Genomic DNA, 15,910 nt, shown 5'->3' with positions numbered 1-15,910 from the left:
CGCGAGCGCTTGCGCAGTGAAGCACACCGACCATCGTCGCCCCGGTTCTGACCGGTGCCCCGAAGCTGGAGCCCGCGCTGTTTAATCTTGCTGCGACCCTGACCCCACGACTCGCCTCTGATGGTGAGTTCCACGGTCCGTCGATCGACGAATTCTTCCCGGATACCCTCTTCAACGTGTTCGGGGTGATCCCGATCAACCGGATCCACCTGATCCAGCTGCTCTCGGTCATCGTCGTGGTCCTGATCCTCTGGCTCGGCACGCGCCGCATGAAGATGATCCCCGGTCGCGGCCAGAGCCTCGTCGAGATGGGTCTCGGATTCGTCCGCACCAACATCGCGCACGACCTGCTCGGACGCAAGGACGGCGACCGCTTCCTGCCGATCCTGACGACCATCTTCTTCATGGTCCTCTTCATGAACGTCACCGGGATCATCCCGTTCCTGAACATGCCGGGAACCGCCATCATCGCGGTCCCGCTCACGCTGGCTCTCGTCAGCTACGTGACCTTCATCTACGCCGGCATCAAGAAGAGCCCCAAGAACTTCTTCAAGAACGCACTGTTCCCCTCGGGAGTGCCGTGGCCGGTGTACATCATCGTCACGCCGATCGAGCTGATCTCGACCTTCATCATCCGTCCGGTCACGCTGACCCTGCGACTCCTGATGAACCTCGTGGTCGGACACATGATCCTGGTGCTGTGCTTCGCAGCCACCCAGTTCTTCTTCTTCACCGCAGGTGGAGGATGGGCGGCACTCGGCATCGGAACCCTGGCCTTCGGCGGCGCATTCACGCTGTTCGAGATCCTGGTCACGGTTCTCCAGGCATACGTCTTCACCGTCCTCACCGCGGTCTACATCCAGCTCGCGGTCGCAGAAGAGCACTGAGCGGGTCGGCGAAAGCCACCCACCCAACGAAAGGAAAAACCCCGTGGACGCAACTACGGTTCTCGCAGACATCAACGGTCACCTCGCATCGGTCGGCTACGGCCTCGCTGCAATCGGTCCGGCCATCGGTGTGGGCATCGTCGTCGGCAAGACCATCGAGGGCGTCGCCCGTCAGCCCGAGCTGGCCGGTCGTCTTCAGGTCCTCATGTGGATCGGTATCGCCTTCACCGAGGCGCTTGCATTCGTCGGCATCGCCGTCGGATTCATCCCCTTCCCGTAATCCACACCGACTTCAGAAGGAGACAGGATGCTCAACGCTCTTGTCACGAACCTCGCGGCTGAGGGTGAGGCGGTCAACAACCCGCTTCTCCCCGCGTGGTACGACATCATCTGGTCTGGCCTGTGGTTCCTCATCATTCTCATCGTCGTGTGGAAGGTCGCCCTTCCCAAGCTGACGAAGATGCTCGACGAGCGGTCCGCCGCCATCGAGGGGAACATCGCCAAGGCTGACGAGGCTCAGAAGCAGGCCGAGGCCGCGCTCGAGGAGTACACGCGTCAGCTGGCTGAGGCACGCACCGAAGCCGGTGAGATCCGTGAGGCCGCCCGTGAGGATGGCAAGAAGATCGTCGCCGAGGCCAAGGAAGCAGCGAGCAGCGAAGCTGCCCGCATCACCGCCACCGCGCACACGCAGATCGAGGCCGAGCGTCAGACCGCTCTCGTGTCGCTCCGCAGCGAGGTCGGAACGCTCGCCATCGACCTCGCCGGTGGCGTGGTCGGGGAGACGCTGTCCGATGACGCACGTGCGACGGCTGTGGTGGACCGCTTCCTCGCCGACCTCGAAGCATCCGAGAAGGCGGCCCAGTAATGGGCAGCGCGACCACTCAGGCGCTTGCGGCATCCGTTCAGGCGCTTGCCGCGGCATCCGGCGTGACCCTCGACACCTCGCGGGAGCTCTTCGCCGCGGCGCATGCCGTGGGCGAATCGTCGCATCTGAGCGGCGCGCTTGCTGACGCCTCGGCTCCGGCCGAGGCACGGCAGAACGTCGTCGCCTCGGTCTTCGGCGGGTTCTCGCAGAACACGCGGGACGTGCTCAAGGCCGTCGTCTCCGAGCGTTGGTCCGACGCGGACGAGCTCGTCGACGGTATCGAGGAGCTCGCGATCCGTGCGGCGGCGATCTCCGACAGCGGCGCCGACATCGAGGCGGAGCTCTTCGGCTTCTCCCGGGTCATCGCGGCGAACTCGGAGCTCGAACTCGCCCTGGGCACCCGCCTCGGGGGATCAGCGGCCAAGGTCGAGCTCGTCGAGCGCCTGCTCGCCGGTTCCGTCAGCGCCCCCGCGGCGCTGATCGTGTCCTCGCTCGTGCGCCAGCCGCGCGATCGTCGCATCCGCCAGCTGCTGAGCCGCGCCATGCGCATCGTCTCGAGCCAGAACGGTCGGGTCGTCGCCACGGTCCACACGGCGTCCGAGCTGAACGAAGCTCAGCGCACTCGTCTCAGCGACGCACTCTCGCGCCGCTACGACGGCAAGGTCTCGCTCAACGTCGTCATCGACCCTGCCGTTCTCGGAGGCCTGCGCGTGCAGATCGCCGATGACGTCATCGACGGCAGCATCTCCGCTCGACTCGCAGACCTTCGCCAGAAGCTCGCGGGCTAACACGACTTCGCGCGGGGAACCGCGCACCCAGATACAAAGGGAAGACAATGGCAGAACTATCGATCAGCCCCGACGTCATCCGTGACGCGCTGAAGGACTTCGCCGCCGCCTACGAGCCCACTGGGGCCGCGGCGACCGAGGTCGGCACCGTCATCGACGCCGCGGATGGAATCGCGCATGTCGAGGGCCTGCCCGGCGTCATGGCCAACGAGCTCGTGACCTTCGGCGACGGCACCAAGGGCCTCGCCTTGAGCCTCGACCAGAACCAGATCGGTGTCGTCGTCCTCGGCGACTTCACCGGCGTCGAGGCCGGCCAGGAAGTCACCCGCACGGGTGAGGTCCTCTCGGTTCCCGTCGGCGATGGCTACCTGGGCCGCGTCGTCGACCCGCTCGGCAACCCGATCGACGGCCTCGGCTCGATCGCGACCGAGGGAAGCCGCGAGCTCGAGCTGCAGGCGCCCGGCGTCATGCAGCGCAAGTCGGTCCACGAGCCGATGCAGACCGGCATCAAGGCCATCGACGCGATGATCCCGGTCGGCCGTGGCCAGCGTCAGCTGATCATCGGTGACCGCCAGACCGGTAAGACGGCGATCGCGATCGACACGATCATCAACCAGAAGGACAACTGGGAGTCCGGCGACGTCAACAAGCAGGTCCGCTGCATCTACGTCGCCATCGGTCAGAAGGGTTCGACCATCGCTTCGGTGAAGGGCGCGCTCGAAGAGGCCGGCGCCCTGGAGTACACCACGATCGTGGCCGCTCCGGCATCCGACCCTGCCGGCTTCAAGTACCTGGCTCCCTACACCGGTTCGGCCATCGGCCAGCACTGGATGTACGGCGGCAAGCACGTCCTCATCATCTTCGACGACCTGTCGAAGCAGGCTGAGGCCTACCGCGCCGTGTCGCTCCTCCTGCGTCGTCCGCCGGGCCGCGAGGCCTACCCGGGTGACGTCTTCTACCTGCACTCCCGTCTGCTGGAGCGTTGCGCGAAGCTGTCCGACGAGCTCGGTGCCGGTTCCATGACGGGTCTCCCGATCATCGAGACCAAGGCCAACGACGTCTCGGCCTACATCCCGACCAACGTCATCTCGATCACCGACGGCCAGATCTTCCTGCAGTCCGACCTCTTCAACGCCAACCAGCGTCCGGCGGTCGACGTGGGTATCTCGGTCTCGCGAGTCGGTGGTGACGCTCAGGTCAAGTCGATCAAGAAGGTCTCGGGTACGTTGAAGCTCGAGCTGGCTCAGTACCGCTCGCTCGAGGCCTTCGCGATGTTCGCGTCCGACCTCGACCAGGCATCGCGTCGTCAGCTCTCCCGTGGTGCGCGTCTCACCGAGCTGCTCAAGCAGCCTCAGTACTCGCCGTACCCCGTCGAGGAGCAGGTCGTCTCGATCTGGGCCGGTACGAAGGGCAAGCTCGACACGATCGAGGTCTCCGACGTGCTGCGCTTCGAGCGCGAGCTGCTGGACTACCTGCGTCGCAACACCCAGGTGCTCGACACCCTGCGCGAGACCAACGTCCTCGATGACGACACGGTCGCAGAGCTCGAGAAGCACACCGACGCTTTCATCCTGGAGTTCCAGGGTGGCAAGGGCGCCAGCATCGGCGCTCCGGGCCACGAGGAGCACGCGGCTGCGGAGGCGGACGACGTCAACCAGGAGAAGATCGTCAAGGGCCGTCGCGCGTAATCGCGTGAGGAACTGAATTCATGGGCGCTCAACTCAGGGTCTACAAGCAGAAGATCTCTTCTGCTCAGACGACCAAGAAGATCACGAAGGCGATGGAACTCATCGCGGCTTCGCGCATCCAGAAGGCGATGGCACGCGTCAAAGCGTCCAGCCCCTTCGCGCGAGCCGTGACGAGGGCCGTGTCTGCCGTCGCGACGCACTCGAACGTCGATCATCCGCTCACCCGTGAGCCCGAGACGATCCACCGCTCTGCGGTCGTGATCTTCTCCTCGGACCGCGGTCTCGCCGGAGCCTTCAACTCGCAGATCCTCCGTGAGGGTCTCGAGGTGGCGGAGCTCCTGCGGGGGCAGGGCAAGGAGCCGGTGTTCTACCTCGTCGGTCGCAAGGCCGTCGGCTACTTCCAGTTCCGTCGCATCGCGGCGGCAGCGGAGTGGACCGGCGACACCGACACCCCGTCGTTCCACACGGCGGAGGAGATCTCGCAGAAGCTTCTCGAGGACTTCTCCCGCGGTGGCGTCGAGGGCGGCGTGGACGAGATCCACCTCGTGTACAACCGTTTCGTCAGCATGATGACGCAGTCGCCGGAATCCGTGCGTCTGCTCCCGCTGGAGATCTCGGAAGCCGACGAGTCGGAGGCGGGGAACACCATCTACCCGCTGTACGAGTTCGAGCCGGATGCCGAGACCGTGCTGGACGCGATCCTGCCGGTGTACATCCAGAGCCGCGTCTTCAACGCACTCCTGCAGTCGTCCGCCGCCAAGCAGGCCGCGACGCAGAAGGCGATGAAGTCGGCCAGCGACAACGCCGACAAGCTCATCACCGACTACACCCGTCTGCGCAACAACGCGCGCCAGGCGGAGATCACGCAGCAGATCGCAGAGATCGTCGGCGGCGCCGACGCGCTCTCGTCGAGCAAATAGACCATCAGGAGAGAGACGAAAATGACCCCCACCGCTACGGCTGACCAGCCGGCGACCGCGGTCGTCGGGCGCGTCGCACGCGTCAACGGTCCGGTTGTCGACATCGAGTTCCCGCACGACTCGATCCCCGACATCTACAACGCGCTGAAGACGACGATCGTGATCGGCGACTCTTCCGTCGAGATCACGCTCGAGGTCGCTCAGCACCTCGGCGACGACCTCGTTCGCGCCATCGCCCTGAAGCCGACCGACGGCATCGTCCGCGGCCAGGAAGTGCGCGACACCGGTGAGGCCATCTCGGTCCCCGTCGGCGACGTCACCAAGGGCAAGGTCTTCAACGTGATCGGCGAGGTGCTGAACCTCGAGCCCGGCGAGACCATCGAGGTCACCGAGCGCTGGCCGATCCACCGCAAGGCTCCGAACTTCGACCAGCTCGAGTCGAAGACCACCATGTTCGAGACCGGCATCAAGTCGATCGACCTTCTGACGCCGTACGTGCTCGGTGGAAAGATCGGTCTGTTCGGTGGAGCCGGTGTCGGAAAGACCGTCCTCATCCAGGAGATGATCCAGCGCGTCGCGCAGGACCACGGTGGTGTGTCGGTGTTCGCCGGTGTCGGCGAGCGTACCCGTGAGGGCAACGACCTGATCCACGAGATGGAAGAGGCGGGTGTCTTCGACAAGACGGCCCTCGTGTTCGGCCAGATGGACGAGCCGCCGGGAACGCGTCTGCGCGTCGCCCTGTCGGCTCTGACGATGGCGGAGTACTTCCGTGACGTGCAGAAGCAGGACGTGCTGCTCTTCATCGACAACATCTTCCGCTTCACGCAGGCCGGTTCCGAGGTCTCCACGCTTCTCGGCCGCATGCCGTCCGCGGTGGGCTATCAGCCCAACCTCGCCGATGAGATGGGTCTCCTCCAGGAGCGCATCACGTCGACCCGTGGCCACTCGATCACCTCGCTGCAGGCGATCTACGTGCCCGCCGACGACTACACCGACCCGGCTCCGGCGACCACCTTCGCCCACCTCGACGCCACGACCGAGCTCTCTCGTGAGATCGCGTCGAAGGGTCTATACCCGGCCATCGACCCGCTGACCTCCACGTCGCGGATCATGGACCCCCGGTACTTGGGCGAGGACCACTACCGCGTCGCCACGACCGTCAAGCAGATCCTCCAGAAGAACAAGGAACTGCAGGAGATCATCGCCATCCTCGGTGTCGACGAGCTCTCGGAAGAGGACAAGATCGTCGTGTCGCGTGCGCGTCGCATCCAGCAGTTCCTCTCGCAGAACACCTACATGGCGAAGAAGTTCACCGGTGTCGAGGGTTCGACCGTCCCGCTCAAGGAGACCATCGAGTCGTTCGATGCGATCACCCGCGGTGACTTCGACCACGTCGCCGAGCAGGCCTTCTTCAACGTCGGTGGCATCTCCGACGTCGAAGAGCAGTGGGCGAAGATCCAGAAGGAGAACGGCTGACCATGGCGCTGCACGTCAGCCTCGTCTCCGCGGATGCGGAGGTCTGGACGGGAGAGGCGAGCCTCGTGGTCGCCAAGACCGTCGAGGGTGAGATCGGCTTCATGACCGGCCACGAGCCGGTGCTGGCCATCCTCGCCGAGGGCCAGGTCCGGATCACCCAGACGGACGGCACGAAGGTGCTCGCCAACGCGCAGGACGGCTTCCTCTCCATGGAAGGCGACACCCTGACGATCGTTGCCGGCAACGCGGCCCTCATCGCCTGAGTAGTTCACCTCGACGCGTCCGCCTCGGGTTCCCTTCACCGGGTCCCGAGGCGGACGCGTCTGTCTGCATCGAGGCATCATGAAGATCCTGCTCCCGCCCTCGGAGACCAAGCGTCCTGGTGGTACCGGCACTCCTCTGGACCTGAGGGGTCTGGCGCTGCCCGGCCTGCACGACGAGAGATCCGCCGTCGTGGACGCGCTGATCGATCTCGCCGGAGACGAAGAGGCCGCACGGTCCGTGCTGAAGCTGAGCGCCCGGCAGCTGGGCGACATCGCGCACAATCGGATGCTGCGGGATGCGGCGACCATGCCTGCGGTCGATCGCTACACCGGCGTGCTCTTCGACGCCTTGGATGCGGCCACTCTGTCGACCGCGTCGCGACGCTGGCTGGGCGCGCACGTCTGGATCCACAGTGCGCCTCTCGGCCCGCTCGGGGCGCTGGACGAGATTCCGGCCTACCGACTCGCTGCCGGCACGTCCCTGCCGGGGATGCCGGCGCTCCGTCGGCACTGGGCAGAGGCCACGCAGCGCGCGATCGCGCAGGAGGCGCCGTCGTTCGTGCTCGACCTGCGCAGCGAGGCGTACGTCGCGCTCGGGCCGGTGCCCGCATCCGTGCCGTCGGTGTACGTCCGGGTGGTGACGGATGACGACGGCGGATCACGCGCGCTCAATCACTTCAACAAGAAGTCCAAAGGGCTCCTCGTCCGTGCGCTCGCGGAGGATCGCCCCCGGATCGGGTCGCTGCGGTCCTTGCGCGCGTGGGCCCAGAAGAACGATGTCGTCCTGCGCGATGCGGAGACGCCCGGCGTCTGGGAGCTCGTGGTCGCCGAATGACGCGGGTCCGGCGTGGGCCGCTGCCCGCGTGGGCCGTTGCCCGTCAGGGGTCTCGCCGCTAGTGTTGTGTCGCGGCGCGCATCGCGCCGGCTCGTTCAGATCCGGAGGGGATCATGGATTCTTACTACTACGACACAGGTGCCGCGGCAGTTCTCGGCATCCTGTTCGTGATCGGTTTCATCTTCGCGATCGCCGGATACGTACTCGTGTCGCTCTTCCTGATGAAGATCTTCGACAAAGCCGGCGTGCAGGGCAAGTGGCGCGCGTGGGTGCCGGTGTACAACTACCTGATCTTCGCGAAGCTCGGTGACGTCTCGCCGTGGGTCGTGCTGATCGCCATGGCGCTGTCGCTCATCCCGTACCTGAACTTCCTCACCGGCATCGCACTCGCGGTCGTGATGGCTCTTGCCGCATGGCGCATCGGCCTGAAGCTGCAGAAGGACGCCGTGTGGGTCATCCTCTGGGTGCTCCTCGGCATCGTCTGGCTCGGTATCAACGCCTTCGACAAGTCGCGCTGGAACCCGAACATCGTTCCCGCCCCGTGGGCCGGAAACAGCTTCTTCGCCGACGCGACCGTGTGGCAGGGCGTGCCGGTGCAGCCGTCCGCTTCGGCCGCTCCGCAGGCGTACGGTGCTGCACCGCAGGGCTACGCACCTCCGGCACCGCAGGGCTACGCACCTCCGGCTCCGCAGGGCTATGCGCCTCCGGCCCAGCCCGGATACGCGGCTCCTGCCGCACCGGCAACCGGAGCACCCGTGCCTCCGGTCCCGCCCACCACGCCCCCGGCTCCGCCCGCAGCACCGCCGGCCGCTCCGTCGGCTCCGCCCGCCGCGCCGCCTGCGCCGCCGGCAGACCCCACTCAGCCTCCGGCCTGAGAGATGTGACAGAGAGCCCTCGACTTCGGTCGGGGGCTCTCTGCGTTGCGCGCGGGATGACAGCGGCCGGCCTCGGCTAACGTGGAAGGCATGGTCATGTCGCAGCGCCGTGTCGGCGCATCCGGTCTCGTCGTGTCACCCACCGGCCTCGGCTGCAACAACTTCGGCCGGGCCGGAACCGCCACAGAGACGCTCTCCGGAACCAGAGAGGTCATCGACGCGGCGATCGCCAACGGCATCACGTTGCTCGACACGGCGGACATGTACGGTGCCGAAGCAGGAATGAGCGAGACGCTCATGGGTGAGGCCCTCGAGGGGCGTCGCGACCGCATCGTGCTCGCCACGAAGTTCGGTCACGAACGCGACATGGGCTACGACTTCCTGGCCGGACGCGGCTCCCGGCGCTATGTACGCCGGGCTGTCGAGGAGTCCTTGCGCCGACTGCGTACGGACTGGATCGATCTCTACCAGCTCCATCTGCCTGACCCCGAGACGCCGATCGCCGAGACGACCGATGCGCTGGACGAGCTGGTCAGGGAGGGGAAGATCCGCTACTACGGCCATTCCAACTTCACGGGCTGGCAGATCGCCGAAGCCGAGTTCACCTCGCGCCAACGGTCGAGCGGCCGTTTCATCTCCGCGCAGAACCACTACTCGTTGCTCGCCCGCGCCGCCGAACGCGAGGTTCTCCCCGCCGTCGCGCGCTACGATCTCGGATTCTTCCCGTTCTTCCCTCTGCACAACGGACTCCTCACGGGCAAGTTCACCCGTGAGGGCGGCCCCGCCGAGAGCCGGATCATGTCGAGCCGGCGACATGTCTGGGAGAACGCGCCCTGGGATGCGCTGGAGGAGTTCCGCGTGTTCTGCGCCGATCGCGACATCACGATGGTGCAGGCGTCCTTCGGGTGGCTTCTGTCCAATCCGCTGGTGTCGAGTGTCATCGCCGGTGCCACATCCGCCGCTCAGATCGAGGCCAATGCGCAGGCCGGAGAGGCGTGGCGGCCGGATGCCGACGAGCGTGCGACGATCGATCGGCTGTTCCCGCTCCCGGAGGACCCGGGGGCCCGAGTATGAGCGCGATGGGTGAGTTCCACTACGATGTGTGAGTACGCTGCGACCGCCCGACTGGTCGCAGATCCATCGGAGGCAGCACGTGGCTGAGACGACGACGACGACGCGCAGCGTCACGGTTGCGCAGCGCCGTCTGCTGCTTTCCTGGGCGGGAGTCACCGATCAGGGGCGCCGTCGCGACAACAATCAGGATGCGTTCCTCGCGGACTTCCCCCTGTTCATCGTCGCCGACGGCATGGGCGGACACGCGGGTGGCGAGATCGCCAGCCAGAGCACCGTCTCCCGTCTGCAGGCCGTGGTGTCCGACGGGCCGGTGACGCGTCCGGCCATCGAGACCGCGCTCGAGCGGGCCGTCGGCGATATCGCCGATCACCCCGAGACGACGGACGAGGGCACCGGCACGACGCTCACCGGAGTCTTCCTCGATCTTGCTGTGGAGGAGCCGCAGTGGGTCGCGCTCAACATCGGCGACTCGCGCGTATACCTGCTGCGCGATGATCGGCTGATCCAGGTCACGACCGACCACTCGGTCGTGCAGGAGCTGATCGCGGCGGGCAAGCTCAGCCCGGAAGAGGCCGAGGGGCATCCGTACAGCAACGTGATCACCCGCGCCGTCGGCGCCAGCGAGCTGACTGCTCCGGACTACATCACGATCGACGTCCGAGCAGGTGATCGGTTCGTGATCTGCTCGGACGGGCTCACCAAGGAGCTCACCGACTACGGCATTCAGCACTTCCTGCGCGAGAACGCGACGCCGGGGCCGGCGGTCGACGCGATGCTGGCCGCTGCGTTGGAGAACGGCGGTCGTGACAACGTGACGCTCATCATCGTCCAGGTGGACGATCCCGAGCACTCGTCCTCCACCATCACCGATACGGTCGAGTAGCCCCGGATCCCTGTGGAGGGCCGGGAATCGAGGTGGTTCCCGGGATCGAATGGTGGGCATGGATCCCTCGCCGATCGTGCTTCCTTCCGCGCCGTCTCCTGCCCGGCGTGCGCCCCTGCCGTTCGTGGCCGCTGTCGTCCCGGTCGCGACCGGCATCGTGCTGTGGCTGGTCTCCGGCTCGCTGTACGCGCTGTGTTTCGCCGCGCTCGGTCCGCTCATGATCGCGGCGTCGGTTCTGGACGGCGCACGCACGCGACGGCGTGATCGGCGCAGAGACGAAGCGGAGGCGGACGCGGCATGGCAGTCGGCCGAGAACGAGCTCCGCACGCGACAGCAGGCGGAACACGACGCGCAGTGGCATCGCCATCCCGACGCGGCGGGATGCCTCATGCAGCCCCCTCTGCGCGGGACGGACGCTCCGGACGGCAGCACGGCGCTGGTGGTCGGACGCGGGGCGGCACCGAGTGGGATTCGCAGCACCGGCGGGGAGGGCGAACGGGCACGCGAGTTCCAGAGGCGCTGCGGGATCCTCGAACGGTCGCCGCTCCGGGTGCCCCTGGGGCAGGGTGTCTGCGTGCGCGGCCCTGCACCGCAGAGCGCCGCGGTCGCTCGAGCCCTCGTGGTGCAGCTCTGCCTTCGTTTCAGTCCTGCGCAGCTCGTGCTCGTGGGTGACCGTCTCCAGGAGCATGGTCTCACGACCTTGCCCCATGCGCGGTCGGCACGACGCGGAGGGTACCGGCTCGGTCTCCTCGCTCCCGGCGACGCGCGTATCGCCGTGGATGCCGCGGTGTGGGTGGTGCCGCCCGGCTCCGACGTCCCGGAAGGGCTCACCACGGTCATCGACGTCACCGAACTGCGCTGTGCGACGGTTCGTACACCGTCGGGTTCGCAGGAGGTCGCTCTCGAGGCGTTCTCGGTCGATCAGATCATGCAGATCGGACGCGACAGCGGGGATGACGCCGAAGCGCCCGACGATGTCCCCGCCTCCGTCGCGCTGCAGGAGCTCGCGCAGCCGAGCGGGGAGCCGGGCTTGCCGGCCGCGGTCGGTCGCTCCGGACAGGGGGATGTCGTGCTCGACATCGTCGCGGACGGTCCTCATGCGATCGTCACCGGAACAACTGGCACGGGCAAGAGCGAGTTGCTCGTCACCTGGGTGACGGCGATGGCCCAGGCACACGGGCCGGATCGCGTGTCCTTCGTCCTCGCGGACTTCAAAGGCGGGACGGCCTTCGAACCGTTGCGCGCGCTCCGCCAGGTGGCGGCGGTGATCACCGATCTCGACCAGGACGGTGCGCGGCGAGGAGTGACGAGTCTGACGGCCGAGATCCGTCGGCGCGAGTCCCTGCTCGCCGGCGCTGGCGCGCGGGACGTCAGCGAGATCGCGATCCCGCGACTCGTGATCGTGATCGACGAGTTCGCCGCCCTGTTGCAGGAGCATCCCGACCTCGGCCAGGTGTTCACCGACGTCGCGGCGCGGGGCCGCGCGCTCGGCATGCATCTGATCCTGGGCACGCAGCGTGCGTCGGGGGTCGTCCGAGACGCCCTGGCGGCGAACTGTCCGTTGCGTTTCAGTCTGCGCGTGGCCGACGCCGCCGACAGCAGACTCGTGATCGGTACGGCGGAGGCGGCGGAGCTCCCCGGGGGAGCGGAATCACGGGGCCTGGGCTTCGTGCGGCGCCCGCAGGACCTCGAGCCGCAGATCGTGCGAGTGGCGCGCACGGCGGAGGCGGATGTGAACCGCGTCTCCAGCGAGTGGGCCTCTGCACGACGACCGCCCAGCCCTTGGCAGCCGGCGCTTCCCGCACTCCTGCCGCTCGATGAGGTGCGAGCGGGCACGGCGACGCCCAGCGATCTGCTCGTCCTCGGCCGGGCGGATGTTCCCGCGCAACAGTCTCAGCCGGTGGAGGTGCTGCGGCCGGGGGTGGATCGTGGTCTGGCGATCCTCGGGGCGTCGGGGGCCGGTCGCACCTCGGCGCTGCGGATGCTGGCCGCACAGGATCCGCAGGCGATCTGGATGCCGGATGATCTGGAGGCGGCGTGGGACGCTGTCAGCTCCTGGTCAGAGGGACACGCCCGTCTCCCGCGACTGGTCCTCTGCGATGACATCGATCGGAGAACGGCCGAGCTGCCGCCGGAGTACGCGCAGGAGTGGCTGCGCCGGGTGGAGGCGCTCGTCAGGAGCGGCCGCGAGACGACCTTCGTGATCACCGCGACGCGCTCCGCCGGTGGCATCGGGCGTCTCCTGGAGTCGATGCCTCGACGAGCGCTTCTGAGGATGTCGAGTCGTGTGGAGCATCTGGCTGCCGGGGGAGAGTCAGCGGGGTTCCTCGCGGACCGTCCGGCGGGCCGTGCGCGCATCGGGGAAAGGGAGGTGCAGTTCGCCTGGGTGGAGGACATTGACTCGGCGCTGTCGCCGCCGCCGGTTCCGCGATGGAGTCCAGGGCAGGCGGACTCCGGAATCGTGAGTCCCGCCGCCTCGCAGGTGGTCGCACGTCTGCGGACGGAGTATCCCGAGCGAGAGGTCATGATGGTCCAGCCCGGCGGACGCACGGAGCGAAGCGGAGCTCTCCTGGTGGCCGACGCCGAGACCTGGCAGCGCCATCCGGCAGAGTGGAGACGTGTGCGCGCGGAAGGCGAGGTGCTGTTCCGTGCCGAGAACCCTGTGGACCTGCGGCAGCTCACCGGCGTGCGTGATCTGCCCCCGTACGCACGCGCGCATGCCGGCAGGGCATGGTCGATGCGGGCCGAGGGGCCCGCCCGACGTGTGATCGTCCCTGCTTTCGCTCCGATGGCCGGGCAGCGCGTCGGGCAACAGGCAGCGCACCTCACCCGAAGGCAGAGGCGTGCCGACCGTTCGGGCGGGGGATCCGGGTCGTGATCGACCTCCGCCGGCTGGGTGGGATCAGACGATCAAAGCCCGGCGCCGGGGCGGATGACGCCCACTTCGGTACCGCCACCGAGCACCAAGAGCGGAAGAGCGGCGGACAGGTCGGCGACATCGGCCTCGCTGACGGCACCCGCGCGAGCGAGCAGGGTCGCGGCGACGATCGTGGACGCCCGCGACGCACCATCGAGCATCTTGAGGCCGACGGTCGTGCCGTTCGGTGCGACCATCACCATGACGCCTTCGGCTCCGCCCTTGGTGAACACTCCGAGCTTCTCGATCGCGACGGTGTCAGGACGACCGGGGCCCTCGATGGTCCACGGGTTCTCGCGGACCGCGCGCACGAGGGATCCGGCCACACGGTGCAGGGCGAACGGCGAGCGGTCGGATGCGGTGCCGATGCGGTGGATCGAGCGGGTGAGCCCGGTGAGGGTCAACGCGTACACGGGGGCGCCGCAGCCGTCGATGGCCGTGTGGGCGACCTTCTCGCCGGTCAGGCGCTCGATCACGTCGCGGATGTGTGCCTGAAGGGGGTGCGCCGCATCGAGGTAGCCGTCCGTCGCCCACCCGGTCGCGACGCAGGCGCGCAGCATCGCCGCGTGCTTGCCGGAGCAGTTCATCCGCACGCGAGCTGGTTCGCCGTGCTCTCGCACCATCTCGTCCCGGGTGGCGGTGTCACTCGGCCATGCGGGCGGGCAGCCGAGGTGATCCTCGGTGAGACCGCCCTCGGTGAGCATGTCGCGCACCGTGTTCGCGTGACGATCCGTTCCGACGTGGCTCGCCGTCGAGAGTGCCAACTGCTCGCCCTCCAGCACGGCGCCGGCAGTGATGCAGGCCACGGCCTGCAGAGGCTTGAGACTGGAGCGCGGAAGGATCAGCGCGTCGGCGTTGCCGTGACGCGCGATCACCTCGCCGTCAGCGGACAGCACGACGGCCGCGCCCGCATGGCGGGACTCGATGAAGCCGCTGCGCTCCACGACGGCGAGTTCGACGGATTCCTGAACGGTGAGAGTCTCCAGCACCGGACCAGCCTACCGTCGGTGCTCGCCGCGACCCCCTCCGCGCCGGCGCGTGCCGCTGTCGCACACCGGTGGCAGACTGGGCAGATGGCTGCACACCCCACACCTCACGTCCTCGGCGAGCACCACTATGCACTCACGTCCACCTGGACGGGCAATGCCGGCTCGGGAACCAGCGGGTATCGGGACTATCGGCGGGATGTGACGATCGAGGTGCAGGGTAAGCCCGATCTGCTCGCGTCGGCAGACAAGCCGTTCCGGGGCGACTCTGCACGGTGGAACCCGGAAGACCTCCTGCTCGCATCGCTCTCGGAGTGCCATCTGCTCTCGTATCTGCACGCGTGCGTCACCGCCGGCGTCGTCGTCGTGTCGTATCGCGATCAGGCGACCGGGCTCATGCGCGAGAACGGTGCAGGCGGTGGCGCCTTCGTCGAGGTGATGCTGCGTCCCGAAGTGGTGGTCGCCGATGCGTCGATGGTGGAGGCTGCAGAGCGCGCCCACGCGCAGGCGAACGAGTGGTGCTTCATCGCCAATTCGATGAACTTCCCCGTGCGTCACGAGGCGACGGTCACCGCCCAGGCGTGAGCGTGCCGCCGAGCCGGGCGGACGGCTCGATCAGCGGCGCTCGTGCGGGAGCGCCTGGATGATCTTCTCGATCGTGCCCTGCGCCGGTGCTTCGTTGTACGCGCCGGCGAGCTCCTGACCGGAGAGGCCATGGATCGCCGCCATGATCTCGTCGGTGGCGAGGCGTCGAGCCCGTCCACTGGTCGCCGGACCGTGGGGGGAGAGGTCGAGCGGTTCACCGAACCGCACCGTGATGCGCTCTTTGAGCGTCGGCATCTTCGCTCCGACGGGCATGACCTTGTCGGTGCCGACGAGACCCACCGGGACGACGGGGGCCCCGGTCTGGAGCGCGAGGAACGCGACGCCGGTGCGTCCCTTGTAGAGTCGACCGTCCGTCGAGCGGGTGCCCTCGGGATACAGAGCCACTGTCAGCCCCTCGTCGAGGAGCTGGCGCTGCAGATCCAGCGCGTCGAGAGCCGCCTGACCGGCGCCCCGTCGCACGGGGATCGCCCCGATCGACTCGAAGAAGGTCTTGCTCATCCAGCCGCGGAAGCCGGTGCCCTCGAAGTAGCTCGACTTCGCGAGGAAGTGCACGGGACGTGGTGCCGCCACGGGGATCGCGATCGAGTCGATGAACGAGAGATGGTTGCTCGCGAAGATCACCGGGCCGGTGGGGGGAACGTTCTCCCGGCCTTCGATCCGTGGCCGGTAGACGATCCGGGCGAGGGGAGTGATTAGACTGCGTCCGAGCGTGTACGTGAATCCGGCGTGACGAGGCTTCGCAGTCTCTTCAGGCGAGGATTCGGGCTCGACGGACTGCTCAGAGGTCATCAGAGCAGGTTACTCCGGGATTCATGCCTTCGCTGGAATGAAGAATCGCGCCGCGTCT

16 protein-coding genes are annotated in these 15,910 nt (G+C 67.4%); 14 read left to right on the top strand and 2 right to left on the bottom strand.

Annotated elements, in window-relative coordinates; all coding sequences use genetic code 11:
• Positions 1-77: 77 nt before the first annotated feature.
• From atpB to FB560_RS10745, 13 genes are all read left to right on the top strand, one after another.
• Complete coding sequence (atpB, locus tag FB560_RS10805; RefSeq protein WP_229673216.1) at positions 78-887, top strand: F0F1 ATP synthase subunit A; 810 nt, start codon at positions 78-80, stop codon at positions 885-887.
• Between the two features lie 43 nt (positions 888-930).
• Positions 931-1,167, top strand: coding sequence for an ATP synthase F0 subunit C (gene atpE / locus FB560_RS10800; RefSeq protein ID WP_042541851.1), 237 nt, complete (start codon positions 931-933; stop codon positions 1,165-1,167).
• A 27-nt stretch (positions 1,168-1,194) separates the two neighbouring features.
• Positions 1,195-1,752, top strand: coding sequence for a F0F1 ATP synthase subunit B (locus FB560_RS10795; protein WP_141872362.1), 558 nt, complete (start codon positions 1,195-1,197; stop codon positions 1,750-1,752).
• Positions 1,752-2,540, top strand: coding sequence for a F0F1 ATP synthase subunit delta (locus FB560_RS10790; protein ID WP_141872361.1), 789 nt, complete (start codon positions 1,752-1,754; stop codon positions 2,538-2,540). Before FB560_RS10795 ends, FB560_RS10790 begins: the two co-directional genes overlap by 1 nt.
• A gap of 47 nt (positions 2,541-2,587) precedes the next feature.
• Positions 2,588-4,228, top strand: a complete 1,641-nt coding sequence (atpA, locus tag FB560_RS10785) for a F0F1 ATP synthase subunit alpha (protein ID WP_141872360.1) — start codon at positions 2,588-2,590, stop codon at positions 4,226-4,228.
• Positions 4,229-4,248: 20 nt separating this feature from the next.
• Positions 4,249-5,148 (top strand): F0F1 ATP synthase subunit gamma, encoded by a 900-nt coding sequence (locus tag FB560_RS10780; RefSeq protein WP_141872359.1) that lies wholly within the window; start codon positions 4,249-4,251, stop codon positions 5,146-5,148.
• A gap of 21 nt (positions 5,149-5,169) precedes the next feature.
• On the top strand, positions 5,170-6,624 hold the full coding sequence (atpD, locus tag FB560_RS10775; protein ID WP_141872358.1) for a F0F1 ATP synthase subunit beta: 1,455 nt from the start codon (positions 5,170-5,172) through the stop codon (positions 6,622-6,624).
• Between the two features lie 2 nt (positions 6,625-6,626).
• Positions 6,627-6,887, top strand: coding sequence for a F0F1 ATP synthase subunit epsilon (locus FB560_RS10770; RefSeq protein WP_045280545.1), 261 nt, complete (start codon positions 6,627-6,629; stop codon positions 6,885-6,887).
• A gap of 79 nt (positions 6,888-6,966) precedes the next feature.
• Complete coding sequence (locus FB560_RS10765; protein WP_141872357.1) at positions 6,967-7,722, top strand: YaaA family protein; 756 nt, start codon at positions 6,967-6,969, stop codon at positions 7,720-7,722.
• 113 nt (positions 7,723-7,835) lie between these two features.
• The gene (locus tag FB560_RS20800) at positions 7,836-8,597 is read left to right on the top strand and encodes a large exoprotein (RefSeq protein WP_188895135.1); all 762 of its coding nucleotides are present in this window, start codon (positions 7,836-7,838) and stop codon (positions 8,595-8,597) included.
• A 90-nt stretch (positions 8,598-8,687) separates the two neighbouring features.
• Entirely contained in the window at positions 8,688-9,671 is a 984-nt protein-coding gene (locus FB560_RS10755; RefSeq protein WP_141872356.1) for an aldo/keto reductase, read from the top strand.
• Positions 9,672-9,750: 79 nt separating this feature from the next.
• Positions 9,751-10,554 (top strand): PP2C family protein-serine/threonine phosphatase, encoded by an 804-nt coding sequence (locus tag FB560_RS10750; protein WP_141872355.1) that lies wholly within the window; start codon positions 9,751-9,753, stop codon positions 10,552-10,554.
• Between the two features lie 58 nt (positions 10,555-10,612).
• Positions 10,613-13,432, top strand: a complete 2,820-nt coding sequence (locus FB560_RS10745) for an FtsK/SpoIIIE domain-containing protein (RefSeq protein ID WP_170198105.1) — start codon at positions 10,613-10,615, stop codon at positions 13,430-13,432.
• A gap of 32 nt (positions 13,433-13,464) precedes the next feature.
• Here FB560_RS10745 and FB560_RS10740 read toward each other — a convergent pair whose 3' ends face one another.
• Positions 13,465-14,460 (bottom strand): asparaginase, encoded by a 996-nt coding sequence (locus FB560_RS10740; RefSeq protein ID WP_141872353.1) that lies wholly within the window; start codon positions 14,458-14,460, stop codon positions 13,465-13,467.
• An 84-nt stretch (positions 14,461-14,544) separates the two neighbouring features.
• Between FB560_RS10740 and FB560_RS10735 the strand changes: the two genes are divergently transcribed.
• Positions 14,545-15,042: an OsmC family protein gene (locus FB560_RS10735; RefSeq protein ID WP_141872352.1), complete on the top strand. Its 498-nt coding sequence runs from the start codon at positions 14,545-14,547 to the stop codon at positions 15,040-15,042.
• Between the two features lie 30 nt (positions 15,043-15,072).
• On the opposite strand, the gene FB560_RS10730 is transcribed toward FB560_RS10735, so the two are convergent.
• Complete coding sequence (locus tag FB560_RS10730) at positions 15,073-15,852, bottom strand: lysophospholipid acyltransferase family protein (RefSeq protein WP_141872351.1); 780 nt, start codon at positions 15,850-15,852, stop codon at positions 15,073-15,075.
• Between the last annotated feature and the right edge of the window lie 58 nt (positions 15,853-15,910).

Source organism: Microbacterium saperdae, assembly GCF_006716345.1.
Taxonomy (GTDB): domain Bacteria; phylum Actinomycetota; class Actinomycetes; order Actinomycetales; family Microbacteriaceae; genus Microbacterium; species Microbacterium saperdae.
This window is presented reverse-complemented; position numbering and strand designations above follow the sequence as displayed.